General features: G+C 41.9%; 15 protein-coding genes. 8 read left to right on the forward strand and 7 right to left on the reverse strand.

Going from position 1 to position 23505, the window contains the following annotated elements:
- The gene (locus U3A58_RS05410; RefSeq protein WP_323822379.1) at positions 1-801 is read right to left on the reverse strand and encodes an endonuclease/exonuclease/phosphatase family protein; all 801 of its coding nucleotides are present in this window, start codon (positions 799-801) and stop codon (positions 1-3) included.
- Between the two features lie 299 nt (positions 802-1100).
- Between U3A58_RS05410 and U3A58_RS05415 the strand changes: the two genes are divergently transcribed.
- Complete coding sequence (locus tag U3A58_RS05415; RefSeq protein ID WP_323822380.1) at positions 1101-2732, forward strand: hypothetical protein; 1632 nt, start codon at positions 1101-1103, stop codon at positions 2730-2732.
- A gap of 103 nt (positions 2733-2835) precedes the next feature.
- On the opposite strand, the gene U3A58_RS05420 is transcribed toward U3A58_RS05415, so the two are convergent.
- Positions 2836-3210 carry a PRC-barrel domain-containing protein gene (locus U3A58_RS05420; RefSeq protein ID WP_323822381.1) on the reverse strand — a complete coding sequence of 125 codons (375 nt, stop codon included), beginning with the start codon at positions 3208-3210 and terminating at the stop codon, positions 2836-2838.
- A gap of 242 nt (positions 3211-3452) precedes the next feature.
- A complete protein-coding gene (locus U3A58_RS05425; protein ID WP_323822382.1) occupies positions 3453-4085 on the reverse strand; it encodes an FMN-binding negative transcriptional regulator in 633 nt (210 codons plus the stop codon).
- Between the two features lie 110 nt (positions 4086-4195).
- Between U3A58_RS05425 and U3A58_RS05430 the strand changes: the two genes are divergently transcribed.
- A complete protein-coding gene (locus U3A58_RS05430) occupies positions 4196-6448 on the forward strand; it encodes a helix-turn-helix domain-containing protein (RefSeq protein ID WP_323822383.1) in 2253 nt (750 codons plus the stop codon).
- A gap of 53 nt (positions 6449-6501) precedes the next feature.
- Here the strand turns inward: U3A58_RS05430 and U3A58_RS05435 are convergent, their stop codons facing one another.
- Complete coding sequence (locus U3A58_RS05435) at positions 6502-8145, reverse strand: carboxylesterase/lipase family protein (RefSeq protein WP_323822384.1); 1644 nt, start codon at positions 8143-8145, stop codon at positions 6502-6504.
- Positions 8146-8235: 90 nt separating this feature from the next.
- Here U3A58_RS05435 and U3A58_RS05440 point away from each other — a divergent pair, with 90 nt between their 5' ends.
- The gene (locus U3A58_RS05440; RefSeq protein WP_323822385.1) at positions 8236-8937 is read left to right on the forward strand and encodes an NUDIX hydrolase; all 702 of its coding nucleotides are present in this window, start codon (positions 8236-8238) and stop codon (positions 8935-8937) included.
- A 25-nt stretch (positions 8938-8962) separates the two neighbouring features.
- Here the strand turns inward: U3A58_RS05440 and U3A58_RS05445 are convergent, their stop codons facing one another.
- On the reverse strand, positions 8963-9529 hold the full coding sequence (locus tag U3A58_RS05445; RefSeq protein WP_323822386.1) for a pentapeptide repeat-containing protein: 567 nt from the start codon (positions 9527-9529) through the stop codon (positions 8963-8965).
- A 280-nt stretch (positions 9530-9809) separates the two neighbouring features.
- Here U3A58_RS05445 and U3A58_RS05450 point away from each other — a divergent pair, with 280 nt between their 5' ends.
- From U3A58_RS05450 to U3A58_RS05470, 5 genes are all read left to right on the forward strand, one after another.
- The gene (locus U3A58_RS05450) at positions 9810-10604 is read left to right on the forward strand and encodes a metallophosphoesterase family protein (protein WP_323822387.1); all 795 of its coding nucleotides are present in this window, start codon (positions 9810-9812) and stop codon (positions 10602-10604) included.
- Positions 10605-10675: 71 nt separating this feature from the next.
- On the forward strand, positions 10676-11218 hold the full coding sequence (locus U3A58_RS05455; protein WP_323822388.1) for a phage tail protein: 543 nt from the start codon (positions 10676-10678) through the stop codon (positions 11216-11218).
- A 12-nt stretch (positions 11219-11230) separates the two neighbouring features.
- Complete coding sequence (locus U3A58_RS05460; RefSeq protein ID WP_323822389.1) at positions 11231-11773, forward strand: phage tail protein; 543 nt, start codon at positions 11231-11233, stop codon at positions 11771-11773.
- Between the two features lie 55 nt (positions 11774-11828).
- On the forward strand, positions 11829-20399 hold the full coding sequence (locus U3A58_RS05465; RefSeq protein WP_323822390.1) for an MBG domain-containing protein: 8571 nt from the start codon (positions 11829-11831) through the stop codon (positions 20397-20399).
- A 121-nt stretch (positions 20400-20520) separates the two neighbouring features.
- Complete coding sequence (locus U3A58_RS05470; protein ID WP_323822391.1) at positions 20521-21483, forward strand: PorP/SprF family type IX secretion system membrane protein; 963 nt, start codon at positions 20521-20523, stop codon at positions 21481-21483.
- 176 nt (positions 21484-21659) lie between these two features.
- Here U3A58_RS05470 and U3A58_RS05475 read toward each other — a convergent pair whose 3' ends face one another.
- Both U3A58_RS05475 and U3A58_RS05480 read right to left on the reverse strand, forming a co-directional pair.
- On the reverse strand, positions 21660-22253 hold the full coding sequence (locus U3A58_RS05475; protein WP_323822392.1) for a hypothetical protein: 594 nt from the start codon (positions 22251-22253) through the stop codon (positions 21660-21662).
- 94 nt (positions 22254-22347) lie between these two features.
- A complete protein-coding gene (locus tag U3A58_RS05480) occupies positions 22348-23481 on the reverse strand; it encodes a nitrilase-related carbon-nitrogen hydrolase (protein WP_323822393.1) in 1134 nt (377 codons plus the stop codon).
- Between the last annotated feature and the right edge of the window lie 24 nt (positions 23482-23505).

A 23505-nucleotide genomic window follows, 5' to 3' on the forward strand; every position in this document is an offset into this window, starting at 1 on the left:
TTAGGGGTTTGTTAATCGGAGTGTGACCAACACTGGGTAATGATCAGAAAAGGGCACATTAATTACCTGGTAATCCACAAGCTCAAAACGCTCTGAGTCATACCATACGTAATCTATTCGTTTTCCTTCTTCAGAAACAAAGGTAGGTGAATCGTCTTCAGCCACAAGTCCAGCATCGCGCCATTTGGAGCTTATGCTTTTATATTCTTCCGTAGTAGGATCAAAATTCAAATCTCCTACCCAAAATGTGGGTTTTGGAAGTGAATCGGCGTAATGAGTAATCGCGGCTACTTGTGCAAGTCGATTTTCTGGGGATTCATGACAAAGATGTGTCGCTCCAAAGTATAGTTCTTGCCTGTTTTTCAGTTCTATCTTTGCCCAGGCAGCAGCACGAGGCTCGCCTCCTGCAGGATTGGGAAGTGCTTGGGTATTGTAATTTAAGGCCTTTTTTACCAAGACTCCTTCACCATATCCACCTTCTGCGTAATCCATAGCTTTGGCAAAGTAGCTTCTATACCCAGTTTTTTTACCAAGCTCCGCTATCCAATTTATCTTTTGTCCATATACAGATTCCAGGCGAGTAGTCATACTATCCATTTCCTGGAGAGCTACTACTTCAGGCTGTAACAGAATAATCAGATTTGCGATTTCTTCTAAGTTTGGTTTACAAATTGTGTCCGGGTGTTCGCCATGGTATATGTTATAAGTCAAAATCTTAAATTCCGGATGCTTTTCTTGAGCAAACACACTCCAGGATGAGCAGAGTAAAAAAGTGATAATTACTAAAGATGATATTTTCATGTTGGATCGATTACCTCTTTGGTACTTTTTACTACTTCTAAAATAAAATTGCGTGGTGACGAAGTAAAACTATTGAATCAGATTGGAAGTTAATGATTTTAAAGGTTCGCGAGGATCAATATGGAGGTAGGCTAGTCTCTTTTTATTTTTAAGGTTGATTCATGCTATCATTGGGATTTCTTGTGGAGTGAATAGAAGAAACGGTGTACTTGTGATTTATTTGTATATTTTTGACAACAACCTATTTTCAGCTCACTCATTTGATCCACCTTTGACCTTTAAGTTTTAAAAATAATAGCTTGAAAAAAATCCTCTTGGTTCTTGGAATACTTATTCTCCTGAGCATTGGTTCCATATTTTTGCTTGAAAAATGGCTTGTGAAAACTCTTCCTGAAAGAGTGAATGCGAATGTGGATCGAGCCTACGATATTCTATTTCAGGATGTCGATGTAAAGCTCTTCAGCGGAAGTATTGAATTACAGAAAATATCCCTTAATCCCTTAAAAGAAGGGATGGCTACAACCATCACAGGCTCCATGAAATCGGTGAGACTTGGTGGTGTAAATATGTTCGGCTTTATTTTTGGAAAAGTAGCTGAAGTAGAAGAATTGAGATTGGATAATCCCAAATTCATATTGATCAGAAATGACTCCATTTCCAAGCAACCAGCTGATATTTCTAAAGCTTTTCAGGGGCTATTCGGTGATTTAATATCAAGAGGCGTAATTCACAATTTTGTGCTAAATAACGGCTCTGGAGAATTTTATACTCAACTCGATTCCGCAAGAAAGTTTGGAAGCTTTGAGGAGTTTCACATCTCAGCTATTAACCTGGAAACTGATTCTGTACAATTGAATTATGCGATTCCATTCAAGCTGGAAAGTTTAAAAACGAGTTTGAAAAATCTACAAATCAATATTAATTCTGACCAAACATTCACACTTGGCTCATTAAACTATGACTCTAAGCAGCAGGCATTTGATTTCTTTGATCTCCAGTTGAAGTATAAAGATTCATCTATTGAAGCATCTAAAAGAGCCGATGTACAGAAGGATTTCATAGAAATTGAGCTGAAGCATTTACGTATCGAGCAGATCAATGCCCAGAGCAATATTTATGGAAATTGGGCTATTGTTGCTGGGTTGATGACCCTTGACAGCCTGCATTTGCATGACGTACGCAATAAAAACAAGCCACGTCCCGAGGAGCCTGAAAAGCCTATGTTTGAAGGAATGGTGGAGCAAATCCCCTTTCCTATTCAGCTGGATACGATCAAGATTTTAAATTCCAAAATTACCTATTCAGAAATTTCCGATGGAAAATCTGATCCGGGAAATTTGGAATTTGAGCAGCTTTCTGCGTTGATCACACATGCTGTTTCTCTGGATTCGCTGCAGTCAGGCGCAATGTCAATCCATAGCGAAGCCGTTTTGAATGGCTTTGCACCTATAAGTATGGATGTGACTGTGCCTTATGGTAATGCAGGTACGGAGGAAAAATTTCATTTGGAAGCCAAAGTAGCTCCTTTTAGTTTACCATCCCTGAATGGGATTCTTGGGGATTTGGTGTCTGTGAATATTAATTCCGGTACGATGGAGAAGCTGGAAATCACCATGGATGCTACGCGCTATTCCTCTTCAAATTTCATGAAATTCCATTACAGAGATCTCAAATTGGAACTCAGAGATGAGGAAGCCCAAAAGAAAAAACTGATGTCCACCCTAGCCAATATTCTAACTTCAAGTAATAATCTGCCAGAAAACAGGAACTATAAAACAGCCCAGTTTCAAACCCAACGAAACATCTATCGGGGTACATTCAATCTCATTTGGGCCTCCTTGAGAGAAGGAATGCTGGAAATAATCCCCGGTGATCTCATGCAGCTGCTGATGAAGGAACAGGATCCAACGGATCAGGGTAAGCGACGGTAATAGCCAGAAAGCTATTTTTGGAAAAAGCATTTACGGGTTTTGTTTGTGATAAAAAAAGGCTCCCCTAACATGGAGAGCCTAACACAGGTTCTGAGCACCACGCCTATTCAATTAGCGCTCTTCTTCTGCTAAATCCATAGTATGTATGTACACTGTTGATGAAATCGTATTGAGGTCCTACTGGCCAATTGTCCTCATCAAATCCTGGAGCATTTTCTAGCTTTTCCTTTTCGACATTCACGATGATTACATCACGTCGGTGACCATGAAAATCAAATGCTTCCCAAGGAAGAGCAAGCAGCTTACTTCCTAGATTCAAAAACCCTGTGTCAACTGATAGTATCACATAGGCTACATCTCCAGTCTCCGTGTCAAGCATAATGTCCTTAATAGTTCCTACAGACTCATCTCTTAATGTTTTCACAGTACACTTTGCGGTCATTGAGCTACAGATGGGGAAGTGATATCGGGTATTCATAGTTAAGTGGGTTTAGTGAAAATCAGCATGCTATGATTTTACTTACCAAGCTTATGCCATACCGTTATAAATGGCTTTTTAAGGGGGGTAGCTGTCTTTTTAAGGATTTTTATGTGTCTGCAGAGGGCGATTTGGGTAAGGATATTCACACTTGGATATGAAGAAAAACTAGGGAGGTATTAGTGCTTTTCTTTTCACCACAGTTGATATTTAGGAGCACTCGGAGAGGGCAGTTGTCCATTTTAAAATTTAGAAGAATCTGATCTTGCTATTTTCATTTCTTCAGCTAGCTCATTATCCATAGGAAGTGAACTTTGCTCCAGCTTGGTAATAATATTTTGGTGATTGACCTCGTCTCTATTTTGCGAAAGTTTTTTGCTAGCCTGTACTCCAGCTATCAGGACTTCAAAACCAACTAATGCTTTGATTTGCTTTGCTACAAAATTTTCGCTCATAGTCTCCACGCTTACCCGATTGGGACGACCACTTTCATACGTGTCCACCAGTTTTTTCAAGTGATGCAATAGCTCATCTCCCTCGATGAGTCTGATTTTTCCATAAACATGGACAGCTAGATAATTCCAGGTAGGCACGTTTTCATGCGTGTACCAAGAGGAGGAAATGTAAGCATGAGGACCTTGGAAAATGACTAGGACGTCTTGATTATCAGTTAGGGTTTTCCATTGTAGGTTTGCTTTGGCGATATGCCCGGAAAGGATCCTTTTGCCCTCCTTATTTTCATCGAGCACAAAAGGCAAATGGGTAGCGCATGGTTTAGCGTCCATGTGGGTAACCAGCGTGGCAAAAGCATTCTTTTGGATAAATAAGCTAATTTCAGCATCGTCTTTCCAGTGATTCAAGGGGTGGATATACATGGGGATTAGTTTGAGAATTACGATTAAAAAAGTGAAATTAGAAATTGGAAGAGAAAGTATAAGGTTTCGGACTCCATTTTATTCATTTTTAAAAATAGTAGTTTCGCCAAATGGAAAATCAAAGTACTGATAAACTTGAGCTGGCCGCTAAGTTTGTCAACAACACCGGAGCGCCGATTTTTTTGACAGGAAAGGCAGGAACTGGCAAAACCACTTTTCTGAAAAGCCTCGCTCAACAAACCCACAAAAATCATGTGATCGTAGCGCCTACCGGCATTGCTGCGCTTAATGCCGGTGGAGTTACTATTCACTCTCAATTCTTATTTCCTATAGGGTTTTTTCTGCCTGTCAAAGAGCCTGAGGGTAATTTTTCGGATCAATATGGTTGCTTTACGCAGCATACCCTGAGCAGAAAACATCCACTGAATGCACTTAGAAAAAATGTGCTTAAATCTATAGAATTACTCGTGATAGATGAGGTCAGCATGCTCCGGGCAGATGTGCTGGATGCCATTGATTATAGATTGAGAAGTGTCAAACGAAACTATAGTGCCCCTTTTGGAGGAGTTCAGGTGTTGATGATTGGCGATCTATTCCAGCTTCCTCCTATAGTCCGCGATAATGAGTGGCAGATACTAAGTAAGTTTTACCCCAGCATGCATTTCTTCGAAGCCAGAGTTTTACAGGATTCAGGGTTGGTTTATTTGGAACTAGATAAGATTTTCAGACAGCAGGATGAAGACTTTATCGAGGTGTTAAATCATTTACGTGAAAATAGGGTCACGGCCGAGGATGTGGCACTTTTGAATAAACACTATAAAACTCAGGATGAGATCGCAGAAATCAAAGACTGCATTACGATCACGACTCACAATTATAAGGCAGATCAGATTAACCGGGATAGGCTGATGGCGCTGAAAGGGCAGTCGAAGTTTTACGAGGCGGATATAGAAAAGGATTTTCCTGAAAACATCTATCCACTTCCCAAATCACTTGAGCTTCGGGTGGGGGCACAGGTGATGTTTATTAAAAATGATTCAACAGGAAATCAGGATTACTTCAATGGTAAGCTCGCCACAGTGGAGGAGCTGGAAGATGATCAGATTAGAGTTTTGCTTGAAGGAAAGCGATTTGTTTATCAGTTGAGGAAGGAAATCTGGGAAAATAAAAAGTATATCATCAATCCAGATACCAAGGAGCTGGAGGAAGAAGTAATCGGCACGTTTAGCCAATATCCCATCAAAACTGCCTGGGCGGTGACGGTACATAAAAGTCAGGGATTGACCTTTGATCAGGCTATAATCGATGTGGGAAATGCCTTCGCTCCAGGGCAAGTTTATGTGGCATTGAGTCGATTGAGAAGTATGGAGGGCTTGGTCTTGAGGACAAGGATCCAAAACAATGCCTTGCAGTCTGATTCTCAGGTTCAGACTTTTGTAGAGAGTGCCAAACATTCGAAACTCGATGAGCTATTAGGTGCCTACCAGCAGCGCTATTTATCGCTCTTATCAGGAGAGACCTTTGATTTGCAGGGCTTGCTTCAGGAGATAAATAGTTTCCAACGAAAGAACGATAGTTCGATGGAATTTGAAGATCCAGAGATGCAAAAGGCAGTAGGGGAAATGGCTACTTTGATCAGAAATGAGGTGGAAACGGCCGGTAAGTTCAGTAATCAACTTCGCTTTCTTTTGCAGCAGAATGACAAAGAGAAATTGATGGAGCGATTGGAAAAGGGATCAATTTATTTCAAGGATTTTTTAAAGAATGCTTTAGCCAAAATATTACTTCATCGTGCGGAAGTAGAGCGGTTTTCCAGAACGAAAACCTATGCGAATAGCCTGGAAGAGTTGGAAGTTAGCTTGCTTAGGAAATATGGAGATATTAGCAAAGTAAGCCGTCTTATAGCTTCGATTTTGGATGGGGAGATTCCTGGGAAAATGAACGATCTGGAGCAGGATAAAATCAATCTCCGTCTTCGATTGGCCGAGTCCGCGAAGCAGGCAGCGGCAGACAATCCGAAATTTGCCAGCAACAAAACGGGTAGAAAAAAGGCTGGCAAAGCAAGCCTAAAAAGGAAAGTGGGAGAGACCTACGAAATCACATTCTCAATGATCAATGAGGGAAAAAGCATTGGAGATATTGTGGTGGGAAGAGGACTTGCTGAATCTACGATCAAGGGACATTTGGCCAAAGGAATCGCGGAGGGCAGAGTAGAGCTGGAAGATTGTTTACCTAGGGAGGTGATTTCAGAGATCAGTTCGCAAATCGAAAACATCAAGAATTTGCAGGCTCTTCGGATTCATTTTGAAGGAAAATACGACTATAATACTATAAAAATGGTGGTGGCTGGGAGGCAGGAGTAAAAATTAGGAGAGCCCAATAAAACTCTCCCTTAATCACATTTGGTTGATTGGTATTAGTTGTTATTTCCGTAATAGTTATCATGAAAATGATATCTGGCATCATCGTCAGCTTTGACAAGTTTGCTTTCAGTATCAATCACTAGTACAGGTGGGGCAGCATCAATGCCTTTCATTGGATCCCATTCAGGCTGTTTATCTCCATTCGGATTACCGGTTTTGATGAAATTGGTAAAGTAATTCATAAAGGTTTTGGAAACTTTATAGTCATCAGCAGTCCAGGCAAATACATCCACCAAAGGAAGATTTCCCATTGCATATTCTATCTCGCAGGCATGAGGTGCGCCAATTGGCTCTGGCTGTTTTGGGCCTCCTTCTACCACTCCACCAGCAAGGCCCGTTGTCAGGTTCGCATCTTTTAATGGCGGACGAAGCTTGCTATATAAATACCTGTAGACTGGCTGATCGGAATTTTTAGCATGAAGATCCAACCATTTCCAGGTAGAATATGCTATGAATCTATCCGATGCCAAGTCGGTAGCTGATCTTTCCACTTCTTTTGCGTCAGCATGCGAATGCAAGCGCAATACTTGCTCATAATCAGTTGGATAGGTTTCTTTTACTTTTGTGATGAAAGCTTCCGAGGTGTATGGCTTCCCCTGCATAAATACCATGCCTGGCATTTCGGCAGAGTTCCATCCTGCTAATAACGGAACCATTGCTTGCTCTCCAGCCTCGAAAATCTCAGGAAGCGTTTTGGGAAGAAAGTAACCGTCTAGAACTACCGGAAAACCAAATCGCTTGGACTCAGTATAGATTTCATAAATATCCTTTGTAGAAAGTGCTCGGAGTTCTTTGATGCTGCTAAAACCGGCATTGGAAGCAAATTCTGCTCCCTGCTTCTCAGCTTCAGCTAGCGGTGTAGGAGCCAAAGTAGGATGGATACCAGCACCACTTTCGCCGATAGCCCCAGCAATTAAATCTTTGGAGAGCGGAGAGGCCATCTGATAACTGACTGAGATAGACCCTGCAGATTCTCCTGCAATGGTTACTTTGGTAGGATCACCACCGAAAGCTGCAATATTCTCTTTCACCCATTTTAAAGCAGCCGTTTGGTCCATCAATCCGTAATTCCCAGAGGCTTGATAGGCTGCCTCAGCACTCAAACCCGGGTGTGCAAGGAAACCAAAAATATTTAATCTATAATTGACAGTCACTACCACAATACCTTGTTGAGCCATAGCCTCACCATTGTAGCGTGGCTCCGAGCCATCACCTGCCACAAAACCCCCACCATAGAAATAAACCAATACCGGTAACTCTTTGGTGTTTCGATCTGCCGGGGTCCATACATTCAGGTACAAGCAATCTTCACTCATCCCATCAGACTTGAAATCCATGTCACCAAAAACTGGTGCCTGAACAGCCCTAGGCCCGAATTTCATTGTTTCCTTTACTCCATCCCAATTGTCTAGCATTTGAGGTGCTTTCCAGCGAAGTTCACCCACAGGAGGTTTTGCAAAGGGGATTCCAAAATACTTTTCTATGCCTGTTTTGGTATCGTATAACCCTGCAATCATTCCATTTTTGATTTTGGTTTGTAATTCTAATGAATAGTCGGTTTGGGCTTTCAATGTGGTGGAAATTCCTATTAGAAGCAATAGGATTAGAATATGGCCAGATTTGTAGGTAGGTTTCATGAGCTTGATTTAATGCTTCTTTGTGAAACAATAGTAATTGCTTATTTTTATAAATCCTATTTCTTAAACTAGTATTTCCTAATTTCACGCATGCCATTGCCACAAGAAAAATATCTCCCAAACATTTCTTATGATTCAGTTATTTTTGGTTTTTCTGGAGAAAAACTCAAAATTTTGGTTTTGGAATACCATAATATGAGGACTTTTGCACTTCCAGGAGGTTTTGTGAAAGTGGACGAACCTCTGGACGAGGCGGTGAAGCGTGGCCTCTCAGAGCGCACAGGTTTAGATGAGATTTACCTAGAGCAGTTTCATACGTTTGGTTCCATGCATCGCTTTAGTCCAGCCGTGATGCGTGCGATATTGGAGGAGCAAGGGCATTTTATCGAAGATCATTGGTTATTAGGGCGATTCATCACTGTAGGCTATTATGCTTTGATCAACTATGAAAATGTGGTTCCAAAACCGGATGAATTATCAGATTCTATTGAGTGGTATGACTACGATCAACTGCCAAAGCTCATGATGGATCATAATGAAATAGTGGAAAAAGCACTTGAAAACCTTCGTGCTAATTTGGATCAAAAGCTATTAAGTTTTAAGCTTCTCCCCGAGCGATTTACCATGAAAGAATTGAAGCAAGTGTATGATGCTATTCTAGGTGAAACGCAAAATCGAGCTAATTTTCAGCGCAAAATGTTGAGTCTGGATATTTTGGAGCGCCATGACAAGCTTTACTCGGGAGGTTCACACAAGGCACCTTATTCGTACAGCTTCAAAAAAAAGAAGTAGAATTCTAGACTTTATTTCCCGGAAATCAACCAATTCTGATTCCATATTTCCCTAGTAAACCTGGCAACCCATCCAGATCAAACCGGGCTCCTTTGATTCTGTTTAGCTCTGGATCAATAGAAAAGTGAAGCGCATTTCTGAAATCAGTCCTGAGTAGTTCTGTCCTGTCAAAAGTAGCTCCACCAAGATCGGAATTCTGAAAATCTGTTCCTGATAAATCTGCTTGGGTAAAATCTACTTCAGTCAATTTGCAGGCTATGAATTGTGTCTTTTTTATCTTGAGACTGTAAAAACTGCAGTAATCCATTTGACAACTATTGAAGCTGAATTCCAGAAGGAAGGGATTTGCTGCGTGAAAATGAATCCCTAGCATTTTACACTCCTCGAAGCTCACTTGTCTAAAAGGTACACCTGGCACTTTCAGATTGCTAAGGTCACATCTTGTGAACGTACAGTTTTCAAAACTGGCACCCCTAAGGTTTAGATCAGAGAACTTACACTGTTCAAAGCTGCAATTCTCGTATTCAATTAATTGAAATTCTTCTACAGTAAAGTCACTGTTTTTAAAATGCTGATCTGCTTGGTAAGGCATAGGGATTTGGGGTGTGGTTCATTTGGATGGCGAGGAAGCAGTTTAAGGAATTATTTCTGCTTTCCGTTCCAAAATTAAACGGCAATTAAGTAGCGTAGCAATTAAATTTTTGTCTTCGAATAAATATAGCTTCGCGTACGTAGGAACATCTATTTTTATTGCCTTTCCTTGTTAAAAGGAATAAAAATTTTAATTTGGAGGATAATTATTTTAGGAGCGTCTATTTTGAATGGTTGAGGTAGATAACTATTATTTTCAGCTTAAATTTTTCAATTAGTTTATGGCATTACCTACGAAATCTAGAAGAGCATTTCTAGTAAAAGGTGCTTTTCTTGCAGGGTTGTTTTCAATGGCAAATTTCAATGCATTTGCAAGCTTCTACCGGAGGGCGGGGAATACTAATGTAAGACTGTTGCATGGAAGCAGCCATTGGAAGGGCCTCCAAGATAGAGTAGCGCAATCCAGGCTAATAGTTGCTAATACTATTTTCTTCAGTAACGATGAGGTTTGGTATTCTGAAGGTGGGTCTGGGGTTTTTAAAGGTGCTCAAGACGACTTTATACTAGTCGCTTCTCTTTTTGGTAGAAATCAAATGAATGGTTCCTTATCAGATTTTGAAGCAAAGCAATGGATTAATTCTAATCTCACTTTTGATGAAAGTTTGCGCACTGATAAGGTCAGCCCTTATCAAATAATCAATAATTCAGGGTTGAAGGTAGGAGTGATGGGGATAGGGTTTGTGGATAGTAATCAGCCCATCAGTACCACTATCCAAAAAATGAATGAAATAGCGCTAGATCTCAAAAATAACAGGAAATGCGACATGGTTTTTTGCTTGACGGATTGTCCAAATCAGGTTTTTCCGCATTTCACAGCTAGGGATTTGGCAGAGAACAGCAAGAATATAAATCAGTTTTTTGTGAGTTCTGACAAAGTCAAACTTGAGAGACTTTTAGTACTCCGTAATGGTCAGGGACATCAAGTATTGCTAAGCAGGAAAAATGATCAAAGTGAGCGCATAGACTTGACTGAAGTGAGTGCAGGTCAGAAAATGACTCAAAGCAGATTTAACTAGGTTTTAATTGACGCCTTTTGGGGCAGGTATTACATTTTAATTATTTATTTAAACTAAAAATTTTATTTCTCATGGACGAATTATTAGCAACGATTAAGCTTTTTAGCGGAAATTTTGCCCCTCGTGGGTACATGTCGTGCGAAGGGCAAATATTATCTATTTCGAATTACACAGCATTGTTTTCTTTATTGGGAACCCAGTACGGTGGAAACGGATCAACTACCTTTGCTCTACCGGATTTACGCGGAAGAGCTCCTATTGGCGTAGGTTCAGGGCCGGGACTTTCCACCATCAGTCAAGGAGAAAATGGAGGTACCGAGCAGGTTACACTTACTGTGAATAACCTTCCAAATCATTCACATCCTTTGAACGTGAGTACAAGCACAGGTATTACAAATAACCCTCAGGGCAATTTCATCGCAGAACATAACGTCACTGTGGAGCGGAATGGACAGCCGATAGCAGGGTCGAGTTTTAATGCAAGCCCAAATGCACAGATGGCAGCAACGGCAATAGGTGCAGTGGGAGGAAATATCCCTGTGGCAATTAGAAATCCCTATTTAGGATTGCGCTATATAATATGTGTAGAGGGTATTTTTCCATCGAGAAATTAATCAGAAGCTATCATGGAAGAACTTATCGGAGTAATTAAATTATTCGCAGGTAATTTTGCGCCAAGGAATTATGCTTTGTGTCAAGGTCAGCTATTGGCTATCTCTACGAACCAGGCACTGTTTTCAATTTTAGGTACCACTTATGGTGGTGATGGGAGAACTACTTTTGCCCTACCTGATTTGCGAGCAAGAGCAGCTATTGGTGAGGGTCAAGGACCTGGGCTTTCGCGTGTTTTATTGGGTGAAAAGAGTGGTGCTCAGCATCTCACATTGACAGTCAACAACATGCCTAATCATACTCATCCATTAAACGTGAGTACGAGTACCGGTATTACTAATAATCCTGCAGGGCAATTTATAGCAGCGCATAATGTAACGGTCGAGCGTAACGGGCTGCCGATTGCTGGATCAAGCTTTAATGCTGCATCTAATGCTACTATGGCTCCAAATGCTATAGGCAACACCGGAGGAAATACGCCAATTAATACGATGAATCCTTACTTGGGATTGCATTACATCATTTGTATTTATGGTGTTTACCCTTCTAGAAATTAGTTAAAAATACGATCCGGCATTTTGCCGGATCATTTCATTTTTAAATTTTTATCCAATGAAACGTTTTCTATCCTTACTGATTTTTACACTCACTTTTAGTGCTTTATTCGAAAGTCAAGCACAGGCTCAAACCACTGTGACTTTCGACGAAATTACAACGAATACTGCTCTTTCGTTGAATGGAACTAATACCTATGATAATTCTGGGGTAAAGTTTCAGATTTTTTCCGGATCAAATTCTGGAGCTAGGGTTAGCTCTGCTGAAGGAGGGTTCAATGGGACCAGAGCATTAGATGATACTAATTTAGATATTGGAGGAGTGACAGGATGGAAAATCAGAAAAGTAGATGGGACTGCATTCCAACTTCTTAGTATTTGGTTGAAAAATGGCTACTCATTGGCTTCTGCATCAGGTACAATCAAAGCATACAAAAGCGGCGCACAAGTTGGCGCGACAGTAGATGTTACTTTTGACAGTAATACTACAGGTGCAAAAAACTTTGCTGCCAATCCTGATTTTTATGATATAGATGAAATTCGAATTGAAGGAACTGACCTTTATGTTTTAATAGATAATTTCTCCTTTGGGGCACCTCTTACGCCAGTGGATACAGATCCTCCTTTAGTTACGAGTATCTCTCTTGTGGGTACTCCTTTGACGACTGCTACTTCTGTGAATTATTCGGTGACTTTTTCCAAAGCAGCAAAGAATGTCAGTTCGGATGATTTTCAGTTGACCACAGCAGGAACTATTGGTACTGTAGGAGCAGTCTCAGGTTCAGGATCCGCCTATACAGTGGCAGTGAATGGGATTGACGGAGAAGGAACTATACGATTGGATTTGAAGGGAGGTACGGATATCGCCAACGTAGATGATAATACAGGTACCCCGGCATTCACCTCTGGGCAACTCCATTATGTGGGGGCTTGTTTTGTGGAGACTTTTGAAACCGAGACAGATGCAGCAACTTCCTTTTCTGGAAATGGCGTTAATTTTTCTTTAGGAACGGGCTTTGAAATTGAAAGACGATCTGGATTTGGAGCGGGACCTTCCGGTGGCTATGTCAAAAATAATAATACGGCCGGCTCTTTTTCTTTTAGCAGTGCTTCTGAGTTTACCATGAGCACCGTTGATTTGTTTCTTTCTGATCAGACCAATGGTGACAACCCAACAGCGACTGGAACGGTCAGCATCACAGGTAAGAAGGGTGGAGTAGATCAATATACAATCACTAAAAGTACAGGCTTCCCTACAACTACTGCTGCCAACAACGGATTCTTTACGGTTAATTTCGCGACAGATGGAGCTGGAAATTATCGAAATACCAATGTAGATGAGCTTGTTTTCACTATCAGTGGAGGATTTATAGAATTAGCCTTTGATAATTTGAAATTCTGCGAGGCTGCTCCTGAAGTAGATGCTCAGGCTCCGGTAGTTCAAAGTATCACTATTGATGGAAATCCAATATCCACTGCCAGTTCTATAAACTTCACCGTTATTTTTGATGAAGATGCAGTGAATGTCACATTGGATGATTTTACCTTGCTTAAAACAGGAACAGCTACGGGTGCCTTGAGCAGTATTTCTGGGTCTGGGACATCGTACACACTGGGTATTACCGGGATTTCAGGCGAGGGTTCCATCCAAGTAAAATTGAATGCTGCCACTGACATAGCTGATGGGGGAGGAAATACACCTCCCTTTGAATACCTCAATGGAGAGATTCATTTAGTTGGTGCCTGTTATATTGAAAACTTTGAGTCCTTTGCTAATGGCGCGACCTCCTTTTCATCCAATGGAAAGACTATTACTTTGGGAGGCAATTGGGCAGTAAAAGATAAAGTAGGGTTTGGAATTAATTCCTCCAATGGATACCTCGAAAACACCGGTTCGGGGCCATTTACTTTGACGGTAGATGCACCTGTCCAATTCAGTAAATTGGCTTTATTCTTGACTTCAGAGGTTGGATCTTCTCCTAACCCAACCGATGATGGGACGGTTACCATTCGGGGGAAAAATGGCACATCAACAGCCTTTGAAATAAGCAAAACCACCGGATTCCCCACTGACTTTAGCTCAAATATGGGCTTCTTTTATATAGACTTTGCAACGGATGGTGCAGGTGACTACTCCAATACTTATGTAGAGGCATTAGAAATTGAAATCGGAGGTTCCTTTATATACCTCGCCTTGGATAACCTCCAATTCTGCTCTGATTTTGATGCCCCATCAGGATATACGGTTTCTATTGACCAAGATCCGATTACCATTGATAATGAATCAAATATCAGCTTTACCTTTGCTGATGCAGAAATAGGAACAACGTATAGCTATAGCTTTATCAGTTCAGGGGGAGCTGGAACTGTCACTGGCGGAGGTACAATAGCTACTGCTACAGATCAGATTACCGGAATAAATCTAAGTGGATTAAGCGATGGAACCATTACCCTAACGGTGACATTGACTGATCCATCGGATAACACTGGGCCTGATGCCACTGACACTTCTGAAAAAGCACCTAATAATGCGCCTGTGGCCACTCCACCGACAGCACCAGTAGTATTCGAAGATGACACTAATGTGGCACTGGCGGATGATATTGAGGTTGAGGACATAGACGGAAATGATCAAACGCTGACATTTACTATCACAGGTGGTACCCTTTCTTTAGGAACTACCGGAATTACATTTGGAGGATTAGGAAATGGCTCTGCAAGTTTCACTGCTACTGGTACACTAGCTGCTATTAATACTGCATTGGATGCTGCCACTTTTACACCTACACCAAATTTATTTGGTACAAATGCAGGTACTATAGCCTTTGTGTCAAACGATGGAGCACTAAACTCCAACTCGGCATCAGTAAGCTTTACTATTACTGGCGTAAATGATGCACCTGTGGTAGACCAAAATGGTGTGTCAATAGCTGATTGGACAGAAGGTGCTAGCCCAACTGTCATAAATACGGCCATTTTGGTGAGTGATCCAGAGGATGATAATATTACCTCAGCAACTATAAGTGTTGTTGATTTTGTAACTGGAGATGTACTAGGAATTACAACTCCATCTCCTTTTTCATCAAGTTATAATACCAGCACTGGGGTTCTTTCATTATCTGGAACCGGATCAGCTGCCCAAATGCAAGCTGCTTTGAGAACGGTTGTATTTAGTAATTCAACAGATGATCCTGGCCAAGGTAATACTGATAATTCTCGTGCAATAAGCTTTTATGTGACAGATGCTAACTCTGCCACTTCCAGTACAATCGGAAATATTGGAGTAGCAATAACCTCTGTCAATGACGATCCTACTGTGTCGGATCTTCCAACAGATATTAGTGTAGTAGAAAATACAGCAAGTAACGTTGATCTTTCAGCTGCTACTTTTGATGATCCAGATGCAGGTTCAAACGATATTACCCTGGAGTTAGGTGTCTCTACAGGGACTTTGGCTGCCTCAGATGCTGATGGAGTGACTGTAGCAGGATCAGGCACAGTGACTTTGACTCTTACTGGAACTGCTTCTGAAATAGATACTTATTTGAATACAGCATCCAATATTAAATATACTGGCCCAGTATCAGTTACCGGAGAAGATGCCGCGACATTAACCCTTACTGCCAATGATGGTGGAAATACAGGAACCGGTGGTGGTACTGATGTGCTTTTGGGAACAGTGAATATTGATATCCTAAATGCCCAACCAAGCGTAACGCTTTCTTTATCACCTACTAGTAAAGCGGAGAATTTGGTTACGGATAACACGGTAACAGCCACCCTGTCCAATACCTTTACCTCAGCAGTAACGATAAACCTCTCATTCTCTGGCACAGCTTCTAATACTACAGATTATACAAGATCTGGAAGCTCTATTGTGATTCCTGTTGGTGAACTCACTGGTACTATAGTGATCAATAATGTTAACGATGACATTTATGAAGGGGATGAAACCGTAATCGTAGATATCTCTTCCGTGACTAATGGATTAGAAAATGGAGTTCAGAAAGTGACTTATACGATTACTGAAGATGATCCAATGTCAATAGTAACTTTAAGTTCGGCAGAATCGACCTTACTTGAGGATGCAGGTACTGCGACGGTTAGAGCAACTCTATCAGCTATTGCAGGTATAGATGTGACTGTTCCCCTCACTACAAGTGGTACTGCCACAATTACCGTAGATTATTCATTATCTCCAAGTTCAATCCTTATTCCAGCAGGAAGTACTTTTGGGGAGGCTATTGTTACGGCTATAGCTGATGGAATAGAAGAAGGGAATGAGGATGTAATCGTAACTATAGGCACTCCTATAAACGCAATTGCCGGTGCTGCTGATGAAGTTTCCTTTACGATATTGGATGAGGATTCAGTGGATCCAGATACTCCAAGTACACCAGATTTATCCGCAGTTAGTGACACTGGAGTGAGTGATGCTGATAATATCACCTCCGATAATACACCGACTTTTACCGGTACAGCTGAAGCAAATGCGACGGTTGAGGTGTTTAGTGGAGGAGCTTCGATAGGCACAACCCCTGTGAATGGAGCTGGTAATTGGAGTTTCACACCTGGAGTTTCTCTAGCTGATGGTACATTCGATATCACAGCCACCGCCATTGATGCAGTAGGTAATACCAGTGATCCATCTGAACCATTATCAATTACTATTGACACTACTTCTCCTTTAGCTCCAGGCACACCTGATCTTCTGGATACCAGTGATTCAGGAATAAGTGACACTGATAATATCACCAATGATGTAACTCCATCTATTGAAGGTACAGCAGAGGTAGGAAGTTCTGTTGTCATTACTAGTTCTATTGATGGGGATTTAGGAGCTGTGACCGTTGATGGTTTAGGACAATGGTCATTTACACCGGGAACTGATATGTCAACTGGTGTTCATTCGATCACTGTAACTGCCACAGATGTAGCTGGAAATACCAGCGTAAGTTCAGCTTCCTTGAGCTTGACTATTGATACATTGGCTCCAACTCCAATTTTAATCAATAACCTAACTATACAACTAGATCTAAATGGCACTCCTCTAACGGTCAATCTTTCAGATTTACTGGCAAGCCCTATTACAGATGACTTCTCAGGATCTGCCGATGTTGACTTGAGCTTAGATTCGTCCACATTTGATTGCTCGAATGTGGGTTCTAATCAGGTGACAGTCACTGCCACAGATGAAGCAGGAAACTCAGATTTTGCACTAACGAATATTACTGTACAAGATAATATCGGTCCAGATATACAGGCTAAAGCTTCGATCACTTTGAACGTAGAAGCCTTTGGTACGGCGACTTTATTACCAGCAATGATCGATGAAGGCTCTACTGATGCTTGCGGTATCCTTACCAAGGCTTTCAGTCAATCTGCATTTGACCGAACACATGAAGGGCTAAACAATGTGACTTACACAGTCACCGATGTCAATGGGAACCCTGCTTCTGTAACCATTGCAGTGACTATAGTAGTTGTTCCGAAAGTATTGACCATAGTAGCTGACGCGGGTCAATTAAAAGTCTATGGCCAAGTAGATCCGGTCTTCACTTATACAGCCTCAGGCTTCGAGAACGGTGACGATGAAACAATCCTAACAGGAGTCCTTACCCGTGCATCGGGAGAGAATGTAGGTGACTATGCGATCCAGCTTGGTACACTTGATGCAGGATCAAACTATACGATCAACTTTACGGGAGCTGTTTTCACAATCGGCACGAAATCATTGAGCATAGTAGCAGACGCGGGTCAATCAAAAGTCTATGGCCAAGTAGATCCGGTCTTCACTTATACAGCCTCAGGCTTCGAGAGCGGTGACGATGAAGCAATCCTAACAGGAGTCCTTACCCGTGCATCGGGAGAGAATGTAGGTGACTATGCGATACAGCTGGGTACACTAGCTGCGGGATCAAATTATACGATCAACATCACTTCAGCTAACTTTATTATTACGTCTCGTGCCTTGGTAATTGTAGCCAATCCTAATCAGGCCAAAGTCTATGGAAATGCAGACCCAGTCTTTTCCTTCACGGCCAGTAACTTTGGCAATGGAGATACCCAGGCTGTACTTACAGGCGCCTTGGACAGAACTGCGGGCGAGGATATTGGAAACTATCCAATCAATCTGGGAGATTTAAGTGCAGGTTCAAACTATACGATTGATTTTACTTCAGCACTCTTCACGATCTCTGCTAAAGTGTTGAATGTGACTTCAGATTCCGGATTGAATAAAATCTTTGGTTCTACAGATCCGGCTTTCACTTATACGGTAACAGGTTTTGTAAATGGAGACACAGATGCGATTCTATCCGGGTCACTTGCAAGAGCCTCGGGAGAAAACGTGGGCAACTACGCGATCAACCTGGGTAGTCTGCAAGCAGGAGAGAATTATGCGATTAATTTTGTAGGAGCTAATTTCACCATCACTAAAGCGGCGATCACTACGATCACTTTATCGGATGGAAGCTTTATCTACGACGGTACAGCCAAGTCATTGGTAACCACCGGAACTCTACCGGCAGGGACGAATGTGGCCTATACCAACAACAGCCGAACCGATGTGGGCATGCAGCAAGTGACCGCTACTATCAGCGGATCGAACTACACTACACTAGTCTTGACAGCAGATCTGACTATCACCAAAGCAGCGATCACTACGATCACTTTGGCAGACGGAAGCTTTATATATGACGGTACAGCCAAGTCATTGGCAATCACCGGAACTCTACCAGCTGGAACGATTGTGGCCTACGCCAACAACAGCCGAACTGATGTGGGCATGCAGCAAGTGACCGCGACTATCAGCGGATCGAACTACACTACACTAGTCTTGACAGCAGATCTGACCATCACCAAAGCAGCGATCACTACGATCACTTTGGCAGACGGAAGCTTTATATATGACGGTACAGCCAAGTCATTGGCAATCACCGGAACTCTACCAGCTGGAACGATTGTGGCCTACGCCAACAACAGCCGAACTGATGTGGGCATGCAGCAAGTGACCGCGACTATCAGCGGATCGAACTACACTACGCTAGTCTTGACAGCAGATCTGACCATCACCAAAGCAGCGATCACTACGATCACTTTGGCAGACGGAAGCTTTATATATGACGGTACAGCCAAGTCATTGGCAATCACCGGAACGCTACCAGCTGGAACGATTGTGGCCTATACCAACAACAGCCGAACTGATGTGGGCATGCAGCAAGTGACCGCGACTATCAGCGGATCGAACTTTAATTACTTTGAATTGACTGCTGAGTTGGAAATCACCCCTGCAAGCCTTGCAATAGAAGCAGATGAAGGGCAGAGTAAACTGTTTGGTGCGGCAGACCCTGTTTTAACCTATACTTCATCAGGTTTTGGGGACGGAGATGATGAAAGTATGCTCAGTGGAGTTTTGGGTAGGGAATTAGGAGAGACAGTAGGCACCTATGCGATTAATATTGGAACACTAGAAGCTGGAGGTAATTATAAAATTGACTTCACTGGTGCTGACTTTGAGATTATTAGTACAGATACAGATGGCGATGGTGTCCCAGATGATGTGGAGAATGAACAGAATACAGACCCTACAGATCCGATGGATTACCTCGATGAAGACGGGGACGGTGTTCCGGATTATATAGAAGAGCAACAAGGAACCGAGCCAACAGATCCAGGTGATTATTTGGATTCGGACGGAGATGATGTTCCAGATTATGTAGAAGTTCAGCAGGGATCAGATCCTAAAAATCCAGATGACTTCCTGGATGAAGAGATTGACGGTATTCCAGATTATGTGCAGATTAGGAGCATTGTGGAATTTGTTGACCAAAATCTGGAAGCACTGTGGGGCACTCAGGCAGCAGACCTGAAATTACCAACTGAGGTGGTGGTAATCACTGCACAGGGTGAATTCATCAATCTTGCTGTGACTTGGGATCTGACTGGTTACGATCCATTGATGTCCGGTACGACAAACTATATGGGTATAGTAAAATTGCCTGCAGGACTGTTCAATTTGGATGAACTTCAGCCAATGCTAGAAATCACGGTTTTGGCTAAGCCTGCACCAGTGAATGTGACCTTGAGTGCGAACAGCTTTATTGCTATCCCAGACCAATATTTCCAGGAAATCGGAGCCTTTACGGTTATCGATCCGGCAGATAACATTCATAATCTCAGCCTAGTGGATAATGCAGTGGATAATCAATACTTTGAAGTGATTGATGGTATTTTGTTTTGGAGTAGTGCTGAGCAGGCAGTAGGAAGAACAAACTTTACCATCTTGCTTAGGGTGACAGACAGAGCTGGTAATATACTGGACAAAAACTTCGAGATCACCCGTGAGCGTACTCCTTTGGATCAGTTGGATGTACCAAACACTTTTACCCCTAATGGAGACGGAGTTAACGACTCGTGGAGTGTTCTTGCCCTGAGATATTACCAGGGAGTCAGGATAACCGTGTTGTCAGTTGGTGGAGACAGAGTCTTCTACACAGAAAATCCTGATGTGGTCTGGGACGGAGTTTTGAACGGCAAGGAGGTGCCGGTAGGTTCTTATCTCTTCGTCATAGAAGTAGGAGAAACAGGTGAAATAAGACGAGGTATGCTGAACCTTATTAGGCAATAAAGCGGGGTTTCATGAACCAAAAGTAAGAACCGAGATTATATATACAGAAAAGCAATAAAGGAGGCGTTGGAACAATTGGTGAAGACGCCTCCGCTTTAAGCATTTTTAAAAAGCATATACCATGAACAGAATTAAATACATCACTGCGGCATTTTTTCTAATGATATCAGGATTGTCCCAACTTCAGGCACAGTCCCGGAAATATGTTTCCAGCTTCAACTTTTTCCAGAGCTATTACAATCCCGGACTGACGGGCTACGAAGGCTCAACGGTACGGGGATTTGTCCGGAACCAGTGGTCAGGAGTGGAAGGCGCGCCGAAAACCTATTTTTTCAGTACAGAACTAGATTTTGGTGAACTGGCAGGAGAGGAGGATCCAGCTTTGACAGGAAAAAATGCGGTTTCTGTCAATTTGCTTTTTGATACTTATGGCGCATTTCGGGAGACCGAACTGACGTTAGGGTATGCAAGTAGAATTAGAATTTCGGAAAAGCATAACCTTAGACTGGGCGCAGGGCTTAATTATCAGAGTATCAGGCTGGATGGCAATGCACTGTCCACCGAAGAGCAGAATGATCCCATGTTGGGACAATATATTGGTAAGTTTTCAAATATGAATGTGGTGGATTTTAATCTTGGGATAGCTCTCACCCATGCGAATTACTACTTTTCTTACGGGATACATCGAGTAAACGGCGGGAAAATCACCTCTGGAGATGAGTTTATGGATGCCTATCCAGCAAGCTCCATATTTCAGGCTGGCTACCGAAATGCAGTCAGTGATAACCTAGCTGTCATAGTGAATGGGATGTACAGCACGCAAAAAAACCAGGATGACAACATCGAGTTTAACTTTAAAGTCCTGATGATGGACAGAATCTGGCTCGGGTTGGGACATAGGATCGACTATGCTACCAACGCGCAGTTGGGAATAGTGACTAATCGCCTTAGGATTGGCTATGTGTATGAATTCCCGACCGGGGGAGGCTACAACCTTCCTGGCAATACCCATGAGTTTACAGCAGTATTCAACCTGTTCCGTGACAATGTAAGAACGGATGCACAGCAGGTAGTGATGTGGTAGGCTAAAATTGACGGTTAACTAATACAAGAAAAATCCCTGCTTCATACCATGTAAGCAGGGATTTTTCAATTGGAAGGAGCTCATATTTTGCTTCCCGTATTTAACCCGGATTAAATAGGTTTCGTAATGAGGTATGTAAGTAACCCAATGAGCCTGTGACTAAAGCAGTCTAAGAATTAATCCTTTGGAGGAGTTATCATAATATGTGCTCGATGGGTACCGGGATCCATGATCCATGGCATGCCTGGTGCGCTAGGTTTCAGCGGTAATCCTGTGATCTCTGCAGTAGCCCAAGGTATATAAACGACATAGCGTAAATAGGTGTCAGTTACATTTCCAGTATTCGTGTCGTAATTTTCGGTGTCTGCTGTTAGGACAAAAAGTGTAGCGCCTTTCTCGGGCATTTTGAGTTTGCCGCTTTTTACTTCTTCTTCGCGCGTATCAAATATCTCCTGAAAGGCTTTTCCCTCTTTTTTAAGTTCCCTACCTCTTTCCATAAATGGCTCCAAACCTGCCTGGTAGCAAGAAACACTGAACCCTTTTCCATTGGGATCATCAGCGATACAAATCATTTCATTTGTGCCTTTTCTCAATTCGATCAATTCTCCACTTGTATTGTATCCCAGGACTTTGGCTTCTTCTTGTTTTTCCTCAGGAGCAGCCAATACCGCCGTTTTAATTTGAACTTCTATGGATGGTAACACTGAATTTTGTGAGAATGATGGGGAAATAGCCAAGCAAACTAAAAGCGCACTTAGAGGTGTTTTCATGATCTTCGGGTTTAGTGATAAGGTAATTTAAGCTTTATTAGGAAAGTTGACAACTTGAATTTCAATCTAATCACTGTAATGAGTCTTGCTTTTTCTAGTAATTTAAAGACCAGATTCCGCCTTTTCCAGCTGGGGTAATTGGAAGCGACTTGTTATTCAGCACAACTAGGGGCTGACCAGCTGGACCTAGATCCCAGAGATCGCCACGAAAAAACACATTAAAGGCTACATCAGCTTTCGTGTGTTTGATTTGTTCCGGTAGGCTATATTTTTCCCAGGCCTCTTTGGTTGATAGTTTCCCAACATCTTCCAAATCAAGGTTTTTTGGACTAGTTTTTCCATCATATCCTGTCCATTTTGAATTCATCGTTTGATTTCCTGCATAAAATGAGGAACCTACTATGATTTCCGCAGCATCATTTATTGCGTTTTCATAAGTCTGATTATGCCAGCTATCATCGCATAGCATAATGACTGTTCTCCCAAAAGGAAGATCAAAAACTTGCGATTTCGTTGGATCTCCAGCACTTGTGTATGAGTCTTCTGTGGAATTTGGAAAGGATTTTAGAATAGGAGTTCCTACTACTTTTCCGTCAGGGCCAAAGAGAAACGAAGCATTGTAGAGTGGGCCATCAAGTTTTAAATAAATCTCCCCATCCACCACGCTCGGTTCGGGTAGGAGAATAGAGCCAGCTACAATGTGGGTGCCGGTTTCAATGGCGAGGTCTCTAAAAGTCTCGAAATATACCCTTAGCATAGATTTAGCTTTCATTCGGATAATCGATGAAATTTCGGTATTTGCCTCATCACTGGTCTTAAGGTATCCTAAAAAGAAGTCGAAAGCATTGCTGAATGCGATGATTCTCATGGCCTCACTTAGGGTTTTCTTTTCCGCAAGGTTATGTTTCTCATCTAGCAATAATAGCCAAGTTCCTATATGTTCAGGATAGATCACCAAAGTATTTTTTTTGATAAATGATTTTCCGTTTGCTGCTACTAAATATTGGCGAATTTTCTCCTTGAAAATAATCTGACTGAAATAATCTGACACTTCCATATAAGGTTGAATACCGACGATATTCCTTTTTAAAGAGTCGGAAGGGTTGATTTCTTCTATGACAGATATATAGCTTTTGGGTTCGTTCAAAGGTGTATTTCTTCCCGAAAAAGACCACAATAGCCATAGAAAAACAGCTAAAGTAACTAAAGTGATAAATTTTCTGATCATTGGCCGAATTTAACTAAAGCTTTG

It is taken from the genome of Algoriphagus persicinus (genome assembly GCF_035156415.1).
In the GTDB taxonomy this organism is placed as follows: Bacteria; Bacteroidota; Bacteroidia; order Cytophagales; family Cyclobacteriaceae; genus Algoriphagus; species Algoriphagus persicinus.

Coding starts and splice junctions, on each gene's coding strand:
- U3A58_RS05410 (WP_323822379.1), bottom strand. CDS start 801: ATGAAAATATCATCTTTAGTAATTATCACTTTTTTACTCTGCTCATCC.
- U3A58_RS05420 (WP_323822381.1), bottom strand. CDS start 3,210: ATGAATACCCGATATCACTTCCCCATCTGTAGCTCAATGACCGCAAAG.
- U3A58_RS05425 (WP_323822382.1), bottom strand. CDS start 4,085: ATGTATATCCACCCCTTGAATCACTGGAAAGACGATGCTGAAATTAGC.
- U3A58_RS05430 (WP_323822383.1), top strand. CDS start 4,196: ATGGAAAATCAAAGTACTGATAAACTTGAGCTGGCCGCTAAGTTTGTC.
- U3A58_RS05435 (WP_323822384.1), bottom strand. CDS start 8,145: ATGAAACCTACCTACAAATCTGGCCATATTCTAATCCTATTGCTTCTA.
- U3A58_RS05440 (WP_323822385.1), top strand. CDS start 8,236: ATGCCATTGCCACAAGAAAAATATCTCCCAAACATTTCTTATGATTCA.
- U3A58_RS05445 (WP_323822386.1), bottom strand. CDS start 9,529: ATGCCTTACCAAGCAGATCAGCATTTTAAAAACAGTGACTTTACTGTA.
- U3A58_RS05450 (WP_323822387.1), top strand. CDS start 9,810: ATGGCATTACCTACGAAATCTAGAAGAGCATTTCTAGTAAAAGGTGCT.
- U3A58_RS05455 (WP_323822388.1), top strand. CDS start 10,676: ATGGACGAATTATTAGCAACGATTAAGCTTTTTAGCGGAAATTTTGCC.
- U3A58_RS05460 (WP_323822389.1), top strand. CDS start 11,231: ATGGAAGAACTTATCGGAGTAATTAAATTATTCGCAGGTAATTTTGCG.
- U3A58_RS05465 (WP_323822390.1), top strand. CDS start 11,829: ATGAAACGTTTTCTATCCTTACTGATTTTTACACTCACTTTTAGTGCT.
- U3A58_RS05470 (WP_323822391.1), top strand. CDS start 20,521: ATGAACAGAATTAAATACATCACTGCGGCATTTTTTCTAATGATATCA.
- U3A58_RS05475 (WP_323822392.1), bottom strand. CDS start 22,253: ATGAAAACACCTCTAAGTGCGCTTTTAGTTTGCTTGGCTATTTCCCCA.
- U3A58_RS05480 (WP_323822393.1), bottom strand. CDS start 23,481: ATGATCAGAAAATTTATCACTTTAGTTACTTTAGCTGTTTTTCTATGG.